The sequence below is a fragment of the Clostridium sp. 10cd* genome, from assembly GCF_044336395.1.
GTDB classification, from domain to species: domain Bacteria; phylum Bacillota_I; class Bacilli_A; order Erysipelotrichales; family Erysipelotrichaceae; genus Clostridium_AQ; species Clostridium_AQ innocuum.
Window position 1 is genome coordinate 1,955,685 of sequence record NZ_CP172347.1, and the last position, 15,813, is coordinate 1,971,497.

Sequence of the window (15,813 nt, forward strand, 5' to 3'; positions counted from 1 at the left end):
TTGTGTTTATGAAAATCGGATACGCCTGTATATGCCTTGATGCGCAATTTCATTTTGAAACCTGCATCCAGAAATTTGCGACAGAGGACCGTCTGCGCAGTATTATCCGTGCTAATCTGGAAACACTGCAAAAGCTGCTGGAGTATAATGCAGGGCACAACATCCGTATGTATCGTCTGTCCTTCGACCTGATTCCCTTTGGCTCCAGTCCGGTCAATACCATACCCTGGCTGGATGAATTTGCTGCGCAGTTTCAAAGCCTGGGGGACTATGTACGAAAAAACAATATGCGTGTATCCCTGCATCCCGGTCAGTACTGTGTGATCAATTCACCGCGAGAGGATGTCGTAGAGCGCAGTATCGATGAGCTACTGTATCATGCGTCCATTCTGGAGGCGATGGGATTGGATGCAACACATAAAATGGTGCTGCATGTCGGTGGCATCTATGGCGATAAGCAGCAGGCGATGCAGCGCTTTGCAAGGGTATACCGGCGTTTGGATCCCATCATTCAAAAGCATCTCATAATAGAAAATGACGACCGCTACTATACAGTAGAGGATGTCTTGTATTTGTCAGCGCAGCTTTCGATTCCGGTGGTATTCGATAATCTGCATCATGCCATACTTCCTCCACCAGTAGAGCGCACACAGCTGGAATGGCTCCGTCTGGTATCCGGCACATGGAAAAAAGAGGATGGCATCATGAAAATACATTTCTGCCAGCAGGATGTGAAAAAGCGTAAGGGAGCACATGCGATGCACATTGATGCCGATACATTTCTGGAGTTTATCCGCGAGCGGGAAGGGCTGGATATGGATATCATGCTGGAGGTAAAGGATAAAAACATATCCGCAATCAAATGCAGGAATCTGTTAGAGAAAACGCTGCAGGATGCACAAGCGGAGTGGAAGCGATACCGGCTGTTGTTTTTACTCGACAGTACCCGCCTGTATGAGGTCTGGAATACGCTTATGCACAGCAGCTGTGGGATTCAAAGTCTTGATTTTTATCATGTATGCGAGGATATCGGCAGAAGAGTGCACACCGCTTCGGATGTTTCGCGTATGCTGCAGCATGTAATACAGAATACGGACTGGACACAGCGTACAGCTAATCTGCTGCTACGTGCTGTAACGGCATATGAAGCCCGGGAAAAAAGCCTGGAGCAGCTGCTGGACACCCTGCTTCGAGCGTGTGAGCGTGAACAACGGTATGACCTGTATGATGCGGTGCTGCTTCTGAAAACCTATGAGGTATAAAACCGTAAGGATGAGACATACTACCTATGACAGGAGGCTGGAATATGAATAAACTAGTACAGAAAGCAGCGTGTATCGCGCTTTTGGCAGCACTGATGGGCGGCTGCAGTATGAATGACAAGAAGGATGCAAATACGAAAACAAACGAGACCAAGGAAGCTGCGGAAAAAAGCGTAAAGGACGCCAAGAACAAGACGGAAGACAGCATTGATAATGTCATGAATTATTTCAAGGATAAAGGTCTGAAATATGAAAATTCCAAGGCGATCACCGATATTGACTTTGCGGCTTATGAGGGCAGAAGCTTTGATTACAACGGAAGCACCGGATATTTGTATCGCGTGAAATCCGATGATGACAATATGAAAAAGGTCCTGAAGGAAGCAAAGGATAACGGCAAGGTGAAGGTCAGCATCAATAATAAGGAACAGGAATACGGTGCCAAGGTAAACGGTGATTTCCTATTCCTCTACGATACCAATGCAGATTGGAATGATGTTGTCACGGCATTCCCGAATTATACCTATGCAGGTACGGGGACAACCGGAACCAACGGAACAAATGGTGTAAGCGAGCCCTCCAATCCGGGGACTACGAAGAATGCGAATGAGCAGAACAGCAATGTCAATACACCAAATGATGCCAAAAACGGAATGGAAGACTAAATAGCTTACATAGAAAAGCGGATGCACCTCATTGTGAATCTGCTTTTTTTATACAGCCATCGTATGAATCTTTCAAATATAGGGTAGGGAAGCTCACTTGCAGTAATAGCATGCATTTTTTTATATAGGACAGCGTATAGGGTAAGCCGCTATGCTGATGATATTGCTGTGTTCCCATATTTTTATAGATAAATTGCATTGTTACATGTATAATGTAACAATAGGGCATATCATAAAGACATCAAGAAAGGATGTGCCTTATGATGAGTGATAGAAAACTGGCAACAATGATGTTGAATGCTGTATGGAATGAGGATGTCAGAGGTCTGCGTCGCGTACTTCGCATGGGAGCGGATCCAAACTGGATATTCAATGGATATCCGATTCTGATTCATGCTGTTTTCACAAGAAATGAAAAAATTATGATGCTGCTGATCAAGGCAGGGGCCGTGCAGGTTGAGGAGGCACTGGGCTTTGCACTGGATCGCTGTGTGGGAGAGATGATATTTCCGCTGGCATTTCTGGGAATCGTGCCAAAGGAGGAAGAGGTCAAGGAGGAATTCGGACCTTACCCGTCCCGGTACTGTCCGCTCGATTATCCGCTTCCTGCACGAGCATAGACGGGAGGAATTATGAAACGATGTGCTGCCTGTATCCGTATGCTTCAGCTTTTGCGTTCCCGCGGGTTTATGACGCGCGAGGAGCTGGCACAGGAGCTGAATACCAATGTTAGAAATATTCTGGAATATCGCAAGGAGCTGGAGGAAGTGGGGTATGTGATTGAAGGGACGACCGGAAAATACGGCGGTTATCAGCTGAAATCCGGAACGCTTCTTCCCGTGGCGGGGCTGTATGAGGAGGAGCTGCGCTCCCTTCAGGAATCCAGACGCTATCTGGAAAGCCACCGTGATTTTCTGCCTTATGCAACATATTGCAGAGCAATTGATAAATTTCTGGCAACAACCACGCTGCAGGTGCGGGAAAGCGGCGTGTATGTGGAAGAGAGCGCGGATGTAACCGGTGCAATGATATCGATGATACGCATCTGTGAGCAGGGAAGAGATGCCCTTTTTGCAGTGGAGCTGCAATATAAAAGTCTTCATGCTTCTGATTTTGAAACCATCGTCATTCAGCCCTATGAAATCATCAATGTAAAGGGCAGCTATTATTGTCTTGCATATTCGCTGAAGGCCAGAGCTTATCGAAACTTCAAATTCAGTGAGGAGCGTATGCGGAATGTGCGGCTGACCAGACGTCCGTTTGTACGGGATGCGGACTTTCATATCCGTGATTATATCGGGAAGACAGGACTGATCCGTGATGAAATCATCGAGCTGAAGCTGTATGTCTATGGAGAAAGCGCCCGCCTGATCAGTGAAAAAAAGCCCGGTATTTCTCCGGTGCTGGAATGGGTGGATGAGCAGACACTGTATCTGACCACCATGATGGAGGGAAGAATCAGTGCGCGTAATTTTCTGCTGTCGCTGGGAAACCAGTGCCAACTTGTCAGTCCGCAGGACCTGAAGCAGGAAATCCATGCGATTGCAAAAGATATGCTCGCTTTATATTCCTAATTTCTCTTACATCTGGTATAATTTTACCTGGAGAGTGAGTTGATACGCAATGCTGCATCTTACAGATATAAAGAAATATGAGCGCTGTCCCAGAGCCTTCTGGCTGTCACGGCGCCAAAAAAAGGAATTTGTTCCCTTTGTAAATTATAATGAAAGCATGAGCGAGCTGGTAAAGCAGCTGCTGATGATCCGCGAAGAGGATGCGTTCGTCGGACAGGCGAATGACAGTGGGGAACTTGCATTACAGGCGCTGCATGAGAAAAAAGTGCTCATCCACGCCCGCTTTGTCTATGAAGATTTAAGAATCAACGTACCGTTTCTGGTACAGGAGGATGGCAGGCGTATTCTTTATTTCACCTATCGCAGCTGTTTTCCCAAGGAGCATGAGGCTGTCCGTATGGCACAGTATCTGGCGGTGCTGGAAAAGCTGGGGGTCTCGATTGATGCAGTGTATGCCATTCATCTGAATGCGGCGTATGTCCGAGGAAAAGAGCTGGATGTCAGACAGCTGCTGATCGTTGATGAATATTTATACAACGGTAAGAACAAGGCGCACAAAACGATTCGGGAATTGCTGGATAAGCAGGAAATCGATTTGGATGCCATGCTGGAAAAGCTGCATGCCTGTGAGGCTATGGACGATATCCCCGTCAAGCGAAGTCATGTGTGTACACGCGGCGGCAAGTGTATGTATTATGACGACTGCTTCCCGGAAGTGCCGGCGGATGATTCCATTTTGAATCTGGTGCAGGCTGCTCAAAAATATGAAATGCATGAGGAGGGGATCACCACCCTGCGGGATGCGGATATCGATCGAATCGAGGGAACACGTCATCAGTATGCGCAGATCATGGCGGCCCGCAATCACGGACTGTATGTGGATAAGGGAGCGCTGCGCTGCTGGAAGAAGGCACATATCCAGACACCGGTTTCCTATCTGGATTTTGAATGGGAAACCTATGCGTTTCCTCCGTATGAGGGTATGAAGCCCTTTGATGTCCTGGTTTTCCAGTATAGTCTGCATATTGAGGAGCAGCAAAAGCTGCGTCATGTCGGCTTTATCGGAGAGGGGGACTGCCGCAGGGCTTTCCTTGAGCATCTGCTTGCCCATATTCCGAAGACGGGAACGATTCTCGTCTATAATATGGATGGGGCGGAAAAGCTGCGTCTGGTACAGCTGGCACAGCAGTTTCCGGAATATGAGGAGCGTTTACGTGCTGTGTGGGAGCGTATGGTTGATCTGTCACTTCCGTTTTCAACCGGAAATGTCTATGATATCCGGATGGCAGGCTTTTACTCGCTGAAGAGGCTGGTACCTGTATTCTCTGATTACAGCTATCAGGATCTGGAAATTTCCTATGGTATGGATGCGGTTGAAAAATGGAGGGAATACTGTACGGCTGACGCAGAAAAAAAGCAGGAAATCTATGGGCAGCTGGAGCAATACTGTGCCATGGATACCTATGCTGAATATATCGTGTATCATGCCCTGGAGGATATGATGCGTGACTAAGCGACATATGGGAGCCTATTTGTGTGCTCTGCTGTTATTTGGCACACTGGGTCTGTTTGTACGGCAGGCGCATGTCGCAGGTGATGTGCTGGCCTTTCTGCGAACGCTCATCGGTGCCGCGTTTCTGGGTGTTCTTCTTTTGCTTCAAAGACATCGCATACAGAAAATCGGTGGCAGGCAGCTGCTGTATGTACTGCTGTCTGCCGCCTTTCTGGGCTTTAACTGGGTCTTTCTGTTTGAAGCCTATGTCGCAGCTACGATTTCCATTGCAACGGTGATATATTATACAGCACCGCTGCTGGCGCTTCTGGCGGCGGTCTTCCTCTTTCATGAGTCTGTAACTTTGCGTATTGTATTGGGCATCGTACTGACGATGGGAGGCCTTTTGTGCATAACGCAGGTAACGGGCACTGCTGTGCAGCTCAAGGGAATACTGTTTGCGGCTGCCGCTGCACTGTGCTATGCGGGTGTGTTGCTTACAAACCGGTTCCTTCATGATATCGACGGTCTGTACTTTACCTTTTTGCAGCTGCTGTGCTCTGCAGGTATTCTGTTTGTTTATCTGCTGCTGGAAGGACGCATTCAGCTGATACCAGAGCTTCCGGCAGCCTCATGGCCCTGGATCATGTGTATCGCCGTGGTGCATACCGGAGTCGCCTATGCGCTGTATTTTACTTCACTGCATCATCTTACCAGCTCGCAGGCAGCCGTTGGCAGCTACCTTGATCCCTGTATAGCGCTTCTATTGTCGATTTTTCTTCTGCGTGAGCCGTCCACCCTGATGCAGGGAATCGGAATTGCTGCCATAGTAGGCGGTATTATAATCAGTGATTCACCAGCATGAACCGTGTCTGGTGAATTTTTTTGTCAGCAGTCTTTCTGCCACTGCAGTTTCTTTGACAAAGGCTGTACAGCGGGTGAAGACTGCCTGTGCTGTTCATAAGGGGGTTCATCAAAGAGCTGTCAGTACAGCTGCACAGTGAATACGGGCGGTACTGCCGTAACTTCAGGCAGATGTATCACCTGCAGAAGCAGGGACTCCCATGGACATAAGAGCCTTGTTTCCTATGAATGCTGGAATCATCCGGACAAAGGCGGGTAAGGGTCACAGGGATACTCTTTCAAATTCCGCCAAAGCTGTGGTACAATAAGCAAAAGGAAGTGAGCATATGCTGTATGATCTTTACCGGAAGCAAAAGACTTCCCCACAGAAAGCAATGGAAGGTCAGTTTCTGTTTGGCATATACAGGCTGGAGGAATGGAAGGGTCTTGTAGAAGCCTTCGGGTTTTCACCGGGGACCCTTGTGGAGCTGGATCACATGGATCAAAGCCGCACGCTGCATAAGCTGGACAGCTATTACGGCTACTGCTTTGGCTTTGTACATCCGCTGAAAGTCCGTAAGGAAGCCGCAGCAGGTATTGGTTTATACTGCCGGCAAAGGGAAGTGATTCTAATCAGTGAGAATACGGATCAGCTGCTGGATTTTTTTCGGCTGCTTCAGCAGCTTCCGGCAGCACAGCTCAGTGCTGAGCATATTCTTTCGCTGTTCTTTGAATTCCTTTTGAAGAAGCATAAGGAGGAGCACGATCAGCTCGAGGATTTGATTGAGGAGCTGGATAATGATGTTCTGAATGATAATCTGCAAAATTTCAATCAGCGGATTACCGGAATCCGAAACAGGATTCGCTACCTGCTGCAATATGATGAGCAGTTCAGCGATGTATGCGAGGAGCTGCTGGAGGATGAAAACGACCTGTTTGCCCGAGAGCAGCTGCACCATCTTCGCATCTGTTCCGATCGGGTGGAACGACTGGGACAGCATACCCGCACCCTGCGCGATTACAGTGTGCAGGTTCGTGAATCCTATCAGGCGCAGGTGGATATCCGCTTGAATCGCATGATGTATATATTTACGATCGTTACGGTGATTTTCCTTCCGCTGACACTGATTGTCGGCTGGTATGGCATGAATTTCACAGGAATGCCGGAGCTGCATTGGAGGTATGGATATCCCTTTGTCATCATTCTTTCTCTTGTTTCCATCGGTATCTGTGTATGGTCTATTTACCGAAAACGGATACGAAAATAAGAGGGAGGAAGACTTCACGGATAGCGTATGCGCGTCACTCTGGCTGTATTGCATAGGGGAAACGTATGAGATGGAGCGGTATGTGTAAGGATTTAGACAGGCTTTGCAGAGGACAGGTCATGGATACTCATCGGTTGTCTGTTATAGACCTTGTGGGACATCGGTAGAAACAACGATATAGAAATTACTGCCACGCATATATTTGTTTTCGCCCTTATTCAAGCTGTTTTAAAGATATAAAGCGGTGAATGGTAACGAAACATAGGAAGGAATGTGTAAAAAATAGCGGAAATAAGTTGACAAAGGCTAACAAATTGCATATACTAAAGGAGAAGTTAGACAAATATAACAAGATTGTGGTACATTCCTTCTCACGTACTGTATTCTTTTTCCTCTATAACTTTACAACCCAATGATAATCAGCTCTGACTTCTATTTATAAAGGACGGTTCCTCGACCGTCCTTTTATCTGGAAGACGTGGAATTCAAATGGTGAAATCCACAATGCAACGCCCAATCAAATGCTTAACTAGACTCGTGAACTGTCTTTTGGACGCAGGACTCTATATTTCATTGTAAGATAGATACGCCTGCTTACCGGAAGAGGTGGTGTAATTTTTAAAATAAAAGTTGACAAAGGCTAACACATGGTGTATTCTATAGGAGAAGTTAGATAAAACTAACAAGACTGCAGAGCGTTCCTTTCTCACGTGCTGCTGTATTGTATCCTCTATAACTTTACAACCAATACTATCATCTGACTTCTTTTCTGAAAGGCGGTTTCCTCGACCGTCTTTTTTTAGTCCCTTTAAGAAGCCATGCAGGCAGCCAGACGGGATTAGCATCCTGTCTTATCTCTGGGACAGGCAAGTGTAAGGGCTATCTTAAAAAACATCATCAAAAACACGTAAAATCCGATGGGAGAAGCCGGAAAAGTATGGTAAGATTATAGCGCAAGTGAGGAGTGTGTATTGCTATGGCTTTTTTACCAACGACCAGAGAGGAAATGCTGGAGCAGGGATTCGAGAGTGTTGATTTTGTTTATGTGAGCGGAGATGCCTATGTGGATCATCCGTCCTTCGGCTGTGCAATTATAACGAGAACATTGCAGGCATACGGCTACAGCTGTGCTATTCTGCCGCAGCCCGACTGGCACAACGATGAGGAATTTACACAATTCGGTGAGCCGCGTCTGGGGTTTCTTGTATCTGCCGGAAATATTGATTCCATGGTGAATCATTATTCTGTCAATAAGCGAAGAAGAGATAAGGATTCCTACAGTGATGAGGGAGTTATGGGAAAGCGGCCGGATCGCCCGACCATTGTCTATACGCAGATATTAAAGCGTCTGTTTCCGCATAAGCCGGTTCTGATTGGCGGTATTGAGGCAAGTCTGCGGCGTCTTTCCCATTATGATTACTGGGATGATAAGGTGCGCAGAAGCATCCTCATCGATTCACAGGCTGATTTATTGATGTATGGGATGGGAGAAAACACCATCATCGAGGTTGCCGATGCATTAAACAGCGGATTGCGGGCAGAGGATCTCTGCTATATCCGGGGAACCTGCTGGAAAACCAAAGCTCTGGAATACCTGAGCGATTATGTGCTGCTGCCCTCCTATGAAGAGGTGTGTGCAGATAAGCATACGTATGCAAAGAGCTTTCACATACAGCATGAAAACATTGATGCCATTGCAGCCAGTGTGCTGGTGGAGCCATATGACGGCTGGTATGTCGTACAGAATCAGCCTCCGCTGCCGCTGACGCAGGAGGAAATGGATTTCACCTATTCGCTGCCCTACGAGCGCACCTATCATCCTCGCTATACATATATTCCTGCGATTGAAGAGGTACAGTTTTCCATTGTCAGTAACCGCGGCTGTTTCGGCTCCTGCGCTTTCTGTGCCATTACGCATCATCAGGGACGCGTGATTTCCACAAGAAGCAGGGATTCCATCGTCGATGAAGCGAAGCGTATTACGGAAATGCCGAATTTCAAGGGCTATATTCATGATGTCGGAGGACCGACTGCCAATTTTTCAAGAGAAGCCTGCGATAAGCAGCGGGAATACGGCGCGTGTAAGAATCGGGAGTGTCTGTTTCCCAAGGGCTGTGCAAATTTGAAGGTGGACCACAGCCGCTATCTGGAAATTCTTCGGGCAGTGCGCGCACTTCCAAGAGTGAAAAAGGTGTTTATCCGTTCCGGTATCCGCTATGATTACCTGATGTATGATAAAAATGATGAGTTCTTCGATGAGCTTGTACAGCATCATATCAGCGGACAGCTGAAGGTCGCTCCTGAGCATATCAATGCGGCAGTGCTGGATAAAATGGGGAAGCCGAGAAAAGAGCTGTATCTGAAATTTGTGGATAAATTCAAGCAGAAGAATGAGCAGTTCAACAGGAATCAGTTCATTGTTCCCTATCTTATGAGCTCTCATCCCGGCAGTGATCTGCAGGCGGCGATCGAGCTTGCCTGCTATCTGAAAAAAATCCACTATACGCCGAAGCAGGTTCAGGATTTCTATCCGACTCCGGGGACACCGGCAACCTGTATGTATTATACCGGTCTGGATCCGAAGACGATGCGTCCGGTTTATGTTGCACGAAGCTATGAGGAAAAAGCGATGCAGCGGGCACTGATGCAGTTTACCTATCCGCAAAATTATGATCTTGTCTACAAGGCGCTGAAGACAGCCGGCCGTATGGATCTGGTGGGGAATTCACCGAAATGTCTGATACCGTATCGCAAGGGGCATACCGGAAATAAGTTTGCAGGAGGAAGACAGAAGGAGCAGCACAGAAAGCCCTATGCAAATAAAGCTTCGAAACCGCAGCGAAGGGGGAAACGCTCATGAAAATCTTTCGTGAGGTGCTCGTGATCTTCGGACTGTATTATGTCGGAGAGCTGATCAGTACGACGTTGTCCCTGCCGCTTCCCGGAAGTCTGATCGGTATGATTCTGCTGTTTGTGCTGCTGCAGCTGCATATTGTTGAGCTGGAGCAGATTGCGACGGTTTCCGATTTTCTACTGGGACATCTGCCGTTTTTCTTCCTTCCTGCCGGTGTGGCGCTGATGGCCAGCTTTTCTGCGATGAAGGGCTTATGGATCTGGATGCTGGTCATCTGTCTTGTGACAACGATCATCACGATGGGCTGCAGCGGGCGTATCATCCAGCATATGATGGAAAGGAAATCAAAGCCATGAAAGAGCTGCTGAAAAATCCGATGTTCGGCATCCTGCTTTCGCTGGCAGCCTTTGAGGCAGGACTCTTACTGCAAAAGAAGACAAAGCTGATTTTCCTCAATCCGCTGCTTACCGCCATCATGATGGTCATCGCTGTGCTCATGCTGAGTGGAATCGGGCTGGAAACGTATCAGCTGGGTGGTGATATCATTTCCTTGTTTCTTGGTCCTGCCACCGTGGTTCTGGCTGTTCCGCTGTATCAGCAGGTGCACAGCCTGAAAAACTATTTTGTTCCGATCATGGTAGGGATCGTCTGCGGAATTGCTGTCGGACTGGTATCCACGCTGCTGTGTGCCTGGCTTGTACAGATGGAGCCTGCCATCATCGCCAGTCTCGTGCCGAAATCCATTACAACGCCGATCGGCATGGAGCTGAGTGTTGAACTGGGCGGTATTCAGGCAATTACCGTACTTGCTATTCTGGTCACCGGCATCATCGGTGCCGTTGTGGCTGAATTTGTTTTCCGTGTTTTTCGCATCGAGCATCCGATTGCGCGGGGAATTGCACTGGGCTGCAGTGCCCATGCGATCGGAACCAGCAAGGCTTTGCAGCTGGGGCATGTGGAAGGCGCAATGAGCTCTCTTGCGATCGGTGTATGCGGAATTCTCACGGTTTTTCTCGCACCGCCGGTATGGAGTCTGGTATCTGCTTTACTATAATTCCATAACTGCATTGCATATGTATAAAAGGCAGGCACACGCATAGTTCGCGAGCCTGTCTTTTTCGTATCGGTATGCTTATATGGGAGGAATATTCAGCTCTTCACTGATTTCAAGCAGTAATCTGCAGTCACGATTATGCAGTGTGCCATCAATGGTAAGTGCAAGCAGCCTTTGGAATGCACATACATTTTCTGTAAAGGAGGCATTGCTTTGGCTCTTGTTATAGGCCTTCAATACCTTCCTTAGCAGCATCTCCATGTCCGATTCCTTCAACTGTTCACATAAGGCAGGGGGCTCACGCTTCAGAATATCAGCATCCTGCAGGCTGTGGTACAGGTGTTTTGCTTCCTTTTTCAATACCTGCTGCCATTCTGCTTTGGAAGCAGTTGTCCTGCTGCTTTGGCACTGGGCGAGCCAGGCATACAGAAGCGATTTTCCAAGAAACAGCTTCAGTATTTCATAGCTGCCATTTGTCTCTTGCAGCAGCAGCTCCCATGCATCCCATGGCAGAAGCTGTGAAGGCTCCTTTGGCAAAGCATTTACAAGCGCCTGCAGTGCGCGCTTCCTGCTGTTGATTTTATCCTTGGCTGCGGCACTGTCTGCACCGCCGGCTTCTATATGAAGCTGGTTGTACAGCGCAGCTTCGCTTATCTCCTGCTCATCTGTTGCACATACGGGAACACAGGTCTGAAGAAAACGCTGCCACTGTTCTTGCTCGTGTGTCGTGGAAGAGGCTGTCCCGCAGGCAGCAATCGACACAGAGCAGGACATATGCTTCTCAAAAACCTCCTCAGCGATTTTATATACGCGCTGATGAAGGAGAAGCCAGGGCGGCAGGAACGCCGGATTCGTCTCCCTTGAAAGCTGCATCCAGATATCCTCCGCGCGCTGACGGAGCAGCTCCGCCGGCAAGGTAGGATTCAGATAGCGCAGAGCATACAGGAAGGCTTCAAAGGAAAACGACGGTTTGTTTTTTTCATGCAGCTTGTGCAATGATTGTAGCATTGGCTGAGTCTGTATATGCAGCTTTGGCATCATATAAACGATGAGCTCACTGTGTACACCCGGATACAGGGGCAGGACGATATGAGCGGCATGGAAGTGCTTTGCACGGATATCGATTTCATATCCGGCAGTCTGTGTTTCGTCCACATACAATGGGATTTCAGGTGTTCTTCCATCCTCTTTTGTCATGAAGAAATCTTCATAGACAAGAACGCTGTTGTGCTTCATTGTAATGCGGAGCATGGCATTCGGTATATTGAAAAGTCCCAGACCACAGGTGGCATGGATCTGTAACGTACCTGTTGCGATAGTATCACCCCCTACTTTACGGTATGTGAATGCAAAGAAACGGCATGGTGGTTTCGCCTACATCTTTATGTGAATTATGGGATGATTGCATGGAATTATGGATTTCAAAGTACAGCTGTTGACCATCCAGGGCTTCCGTATTATAGTATGTGTAAATATTTCATGCAGGGAATATGAAAGGCAAAGGTACGTGCTTTTATAAGAAATGAGGAAGTGATTGCTCATGTACTTCGCTGCAAAATAGCAGTCCGATGGATACGATAAATCCTTTGTGCACAAAGGAACTGCGCATGAAAGAAAAGGCGAAGCACAGGATGATGAAGCACTCGATCATCCGTTTTTATAAAGCGTATGGTGTTACACAGCCTACATTTGAAGAAGACACAGCCGGCAGGCTGAGCGACTTGTTTATCGAACAGGCAGGAAGCTCCACCAGACTCTTTATTTCAAAAGCTCAAAGAACGCCGGATTACGGAATTGCGGATTCCTGGCGGCTGCCGGGGTCCTGCATCAGGAGGTGCAAACATGAATAAACAAAAGAAACCCTTATATTTTTATTATCTGCTGATACTGATTGTCATTGTTGCGGGAAATATGCTGTTTTCCGCAATGGAACAGAGTCGAATCAAGGATGTCAGCTACAATACCTTTATTAAACAGACAGAACAGAAAAAGATCGACAAGGTGGAAATCGGTGATCAAAGCATCAGCTATACGCTGAAAAAGGATGAAAAGACGATTTATCAGACGGAAACGATGGAAACGGATACCGCGCTGTCTCAGCGGCTGTATGATGCCGGGGCAACCTTTACAAGAGTACACACGAAGGAAATGAATCCCTGGCTGTCCTTCCTGATAACGGGTATCCTGCCGATTATTCTGCTGTTCTGGTTCGGTAACCACATGTTTAAGAAGATGCAGAAGAAAATGGGCGGTGATGCCATGAGCTTTGGGGGAGGCGGCTTAGGCGGCTTTGGAAAGAGCGATGCGAAAATATATGTAAAATCACAGACAGGGAAAACCTTTCTGGATGTGGCTGGACAGGAGGAAGCCAAGGCTGCGCTGCAGGAAATGGTGGAATTTCTCAAAAGTCCCCAGCGCTATACCCAGATCGGTGCACAGATGCCAAAGGGAGCTCTGCTTGTCGGGCCTCCGGGTACCGGGAAGACACTGCTTGCGAAAGCGGTGGCAGGGGAAGCAAATGTACCGTTTTTCTCAATCAGCGGTTCGGAATTTGTCGAGATGTTTGTCGGGCGCGGAGCTGCCAGAGTCCGTGATCTGTTCAAACAAGCCAGAGAAAAGGCACCGTGTATCGTGTTTATTGATGAAATCGACACCATAGGAAAGAAGCGGGATGGTGCAGGTGTGGGTGGTAATGATGAACGGGAACAGACGCTGAATCAGCTGCTGGCGGAAATGGACGGCTTTGACGGAAGTACCGGCGTCATCCTTCTAGCTGCTACCAATCGCCCGGAATCTCTGGATCAGGCACTGCTTCGTCCGGGACGCTTTGACCGGCGCATACCGGTGGATTTACCGGATCTTGCCGGGCGTCAGGCCATTTTGCAGGTACACGCCAAGGATGTTCGCATGGGCAAGAATATTGACTTTCGTGCAATCGCAAGAGCGACTGCCGGTGCGAGCGGTGCGGAGCTGGCCAATATTATCAATGAAGCTGCCCTGCTTGCGGTCAAGGATAACCGGACACAGGTCATCCAAAAGGATTTGGAGGACAGCGTGGAAACGGTGATCGCCGGATATGAACGTAAAAACGCTGTCATATCAACCAAGGAAAAGCTGATTGTATCCTATCATGAAATCGGCCACGCACTGGTTGCGGCCAAAGCGAAAAACAGTATGCCGGTAACGAAAATCACGATCGTACCGCGAACAAGCGGTGCACTTGGCTATACCCTGCAGGTTCCGGAGGAGGAAAGTAACCTGATCACCAAGGAGGAGGCATTCACCAAAATCATGACCTGCTGCAGAGGATCTGGTGTTCCATTCCATCACCAGTGGAGCCAGCAATGATATCGAGCAGGCAACCAAGATTGCCAGAAGCATGATCACGCGTCTGGGAATGAGTGAAACCTTCGGGATGACAGCTCTGGAAACTGTGAATAATAAATATCTGGGCGGCGATACCTCGCTTGCCTGCAGCGATCAGACAGCAACCCATGTCGATGAAGAGGTCGTCAGGCTGATACAGCAGGACTATGAGGAAGCACGCCGCATTCTGGAGGAGAACAAGGAGAAGCTGCATGAGCTGGCAAAATTCCTGTATGAGCGTGAAACGATAACAGGAGAGCAGTTTATGGAAATCGTCAATCGCGTTCCTCAGCTCGAAACAGCACAGAATTTGTAGAAAGAAAGCGAAAAGCATCGCTTTCTTTTGCGTTATGAAAGGCGTGCTGTGCTATAATAGAGTATGTAAATACGTGAAGCAAGCACAAGGAGGGTTCTATGCCAAATATTATTACACATAAGATTTTTGCGGAAGAAGTGCTGAAGAGCATGACCAAGCACGATATCCGTTCCATGATAGAGCGTCATCCGCAGATATTCTATATCGGCAGCAATGGTCCTGATTTCCTGTTCTTTTCTCATATCAAACCATGGGAATCCTATAAAAGTCATGCGCTGAACAGGCTGGGCAGTGCCATGCATGCACATGGTATCAATGCGTTTTATGAAACAGCAATCGAATGCATCCGTGCACAGAAGCATGAGGATGTAAAGGAGCTGATGAGTGTTTATCTGTTTGGTCACCTGTGTCACTGGGCGCTGGATAAGACGACACATCCCTATATTTTCTATCGTACAGGGAACTGCCGGGATGTCAGTGCAGGTCTGCATCACCGCTTTGAGTCTATGATGGATACCATGATGCTGAAAAAATACCGCGGCTTGAGTATCCGGGATTATCCGTGCTATGAAATCTGTGCATATGATGAGGATATTCTGAAGGCGATCGCCCGCATATACGTACCAGCTGCACGCAAGGTTTATCACCATGAGGTTAAGGTACACGATATCAGGGAAACCCTGAACTCCTGGTATGATGTACAGAAGCTGCTGTATGATCCTGCAAATATCAAATATCCGCTGTTAAAGGGCTTTGAGACGCTTGCACGCAAGCCCTGGGCTGTCAGCGGCAACGTTGTCCGTCCGTCTGTGGATGAGCGCTATGATGTATTGAACGAAGAGCATGCGATCTGGAAGCATCCGTGTGATGATACGATCACATCCAACGCTTCTTTTATTGATATGTTCAACGAGGCAATTGAAACGGCTGTTCGTGTAGTTGACAAGGCATACGGCTGTATAGAATACGGAGCTGACAGTCAATCTGTGCTCGAGCTTCTGCAGGATGCCGCCTACGATACCGGAATGGACGGCAAGCGGGATATGAAGTATTTCGATATTATCTATGACTGATGTAATTGCTGGTAAGGGGCATGTCCATGGTGCTATACATACGACA

At 47.9% G+C, this 15,813-nt stretch carries 13 protein-coding genes and 1 pseudogene; 13 read left to right on the top strand and 1 reads right to left on the bottom strand.

What is annotated here, in order from left to right; translation table 11 throughout:
• Positions 1-8 precede the first annotated feature (8 nt).
• From uvsE to ACG3M1_RS09640, 10 genes are all read left to right on the top strand, one after another.
• On the top strand, positions 9-1,262 hold the full coding sequence (gene uvsE, locus ACG3M1_RS09595; RefSeq protein ID WP_009587485.1) for a UV DNA damage repair endonuclease UvsE: 1,254 nt from the start codon (positions 9-11) through the stop codon (positions 1,260-1,262).
• Positions 1,263-1,306: 44 nt separating this feature from the next.
• Entirely contained in the window at positions 1,307-1,927 is a 621-nt protein-coding gene (locus ACG3M1_RS09600) for a hypothetical protein (RefSeq protein ID WP_008819492.1), read from the top strand.
• A 260-nt stretch (positions 1,928-2,187) separates the two neighbouring features.
• A complete protein-coding gene (locus ACG3M1_RS09605) occupies positions 2,188-2,547 on the top strand; it encodes a hypothetical protein (RefSeq protein ID WP_002608541.1) in 360 nt (119 codons plus the stop codon).
• A gap of 12 nt (positions 2,548-2,559) precedes the next feature.
• Positions 2,560-3,501 carry a helix-turn-helix transcriptional regulator gene (locus tag ACG3M1_RS09610; protein ID WP_009269347.1) on the top strand — a complete coding sequence of 314 codons (942 nt, stop codon included), beginning with the start codon at positions 2,560-2,562 and terminating at the stop codon, positions 3,499-3,501.
• 49 nt (positions 3,502-3,550) lie between these two features.
• Positions 3,551-5,014, top strand: coding sequence for a DUF2779 domain-containing protein (locus tag ACG3M1_RS09615; RefSeq protein WP_008819490.1), 1,464 nt, complete (start codon positions 3,551-3,553; stop codon positions 5,012-5,014).
• The gene (locus ACG3M1_RS09620) at positions 5,007-5,858 is read left to right on the top strand and encodes a DMT family transporter (protein WP_009269346.1); all 852 of its coding nucleotides are present in this window, start codon (positions 5,007-5,009) and stop codon (positions 5,856-5,858) included. Before ACG3M1_RS09615 ends, ACG3M1_RS09620 begins: the two co-directional genes overlap by 8 nt.
• Positions 5,859-6,183: 325 nt before the next feature.
• Complete coding sequence (locus tag ACG3M1_RS09625; RefSeq protein WP_009587502.1) at positions 6,184-7,104, top strand: CorA family divalent cation transporter; 921 nt, start codon at positions 6,184-6,186, stop codon at positions 7,102-7,104.
• A gap of 976 nt (positions 7,105-8,080) precedes the next feature.
• Entirely contained in the window at positions 8,081-9,964 is a 1,884-nt protein-coding gene (locus ACG3M1_RS09630) for a YgiQ family radical SAM protein (RefSeq protein WP_217792773.1), read from the top strand.
• Positions 9,961-10,314 (top strand): CidA/LrgA family protein, encoded by a 354-nt coding sequence (locus ACG3M1_RS09635; RefSeq protein WP_217792771.1) that lies wholly within the window; start codon positions 9,961-9,963, stop codon positions 10,312-10,314. The genes ACG3M1_RS09630 and ACG3M1_RS09635 overlap by 4 nt, the downstream gene beginning before the upstream one ends.
• Positions 10,311-11,012: an LrgB family protein gene (locus ACG3M1_RS09640; protein WP_008819485.1), complete on the top strand. Its 702-nt coding sequence runs from the start codon at positions 10,311-10,313 to the stop codon at positions 11,010-11,012. Before ACG3M1_RS09635 ends, ACG3M1_RS09640 begins: the two co-directional genes overlap by 4 nt.
• 78 nt (positions 11,013-11,090) lie before the next feature.
• Here the strand turns inward: ACG3M1_RS09640 and ACG3M1_RS09645 are convergent, their stop codons facing one another.
• Positions 11,091-12,209 (bottom strand): hypothetical protein, encoded by a 1,119-nt coding sequence (locus tag ACG3M1_RS09645; protein WP_242410511.1) that lies wholly within the window; start codon positions 12,207-12,209, stop codon positions 11,091-11,093.
• Positions 12,210-12,619: 410 nt separating this feature from the next.
• On the opposite strand from ACG3M1_RS09645, the gene ACG3M1_RS09650 reads away from it, so the two are divergent.
• The 3 genes and pseudogenes from ACG3M1_RS09650 (at position 12,620) to ACG3M1_RS09660 (ending at position 15,767) form a co-directional block, all read left to right on the top strand.
• Positions 12,620-12,862 carry a hypothetical protein gene (locus tag ACG3M1_RS09650; RefSeq protein ID WP_065532447.1) on the top strand — a complete coding sequence of 81 codons (243 nt, stop codon included), beginning with the start codon at positions 12,620-12,622 and terminating at the stop codon, positions 12,860-12,862.
• Positions 12,855-14,694: pseudogene (gene ftsH, locus ACG3M1_RS09655) on the top strand (ATP-dependent zinc metalloprotease FtsH). Before ACG3M1_RS09650 ends, ftsH begins: the two are co-directional and overlap by 8 nt.
• A 98-nt stretch (positions 14,695-14,792) precedes the next feature.
• Positions 14,793-15,767: a zinc dependent phospholipase C family protein gene (locus ACG3M1_RS09660; RefSeq protein ID WP_217792764.1), complete on the top strand. Its 975-nt coding sequence runs from the start codon at positions 14,793-14,795 to the stop codon at positions 15,765-15,767.
• Positions 15,768-15,813: the final 46 nt, after the last annotated feature.

Bases quoted from the DNA above. Each gene is read 5' to 3' on its own strand.
- uvsE (WP_009587485.1), top strand. From the start codon at position 9: ATGAAAATCGGATACGCCTGTATATGCCTTGATGCGCAATTTCATTTT.
- ACG3M1_RS09600 (WP_008819492.1), top strand. From the start codon at position 1,307: ATGAATAAACTAGTACAGAAAGCAGCGTGTATCGCGCTTTTGGCAGCA.
- ACG3M1_RS09605 (WP_002608541.1), top strand. From the start codon at position 2,188: ATGATGAGTGATAGAAAACTGGCAACAATGATGTTGAATGCTGTATGG.
- ACG3M1_RS09610 (WP_009269347.1), top strand. From the start codon at position 2,560: ATGAAACGATGTGCTGCCTGTATCCGTATGCTTCAGCTTTTGCGTTCC.
- ACG3M1_RS09615 (WP_008819490.1), top strand. From the start codon at position 3,551: ATGCTGCATCTTACAGATATAAAGAAATATGAGCGCTGTCCCAGAGCC.
- ACG3M1_RS09625 (WP_009587502.1), top strand. From the start codon at position 6,184: ATGCTGTATGATCTTTACCGGAAGCAAAAGACTTCCCCACAGAAAGCA.
- ACG3M1_RS09630 (WP_217792773.1), top strand. From the start codon at position 8,081: ATGGCTTTTTTACCAACGACCAGAGAGGAAATGCTGGAGCAGGGATTC.
- ACG3M1_RS09635 (WP_217792771.1), top strand. From the start codon at position 9,961: ATGAAAATCTTTCGTGAGGTGCTCGTGATCTTCGGACTGTATTATGTC.
- ACG3M1_RS09640 (WP_008819485.1), top strand. From the start codon at position 10,311: ATGAAAGAGCTGCTGAAAAATCCGATGTTCGGCATCCTGCTTTCGCTG.
- ACG3M1_RS09645 (WP_242410511.1), bottom strand. From the start codon at position 12,209: ATGACAAAAGAGGATGGAAGAACACCTGAAATCCCATTGTATGTGGAC.
- ACG3M1_RS09650 (WP_065532447.1), top strand. From the start codon at position 12,620: ATGAAAGAAAAGGCGAAGCACAGGATGATGAAGCACTCGATCATCCGT.
- ACG3M1_RS09660 (WP_217792764.1), top strand. From the start codon at position 14,793: ATGCCAAATATTATTACACATAAGATTTTTGCGGAAGAAGTGCTGAAG.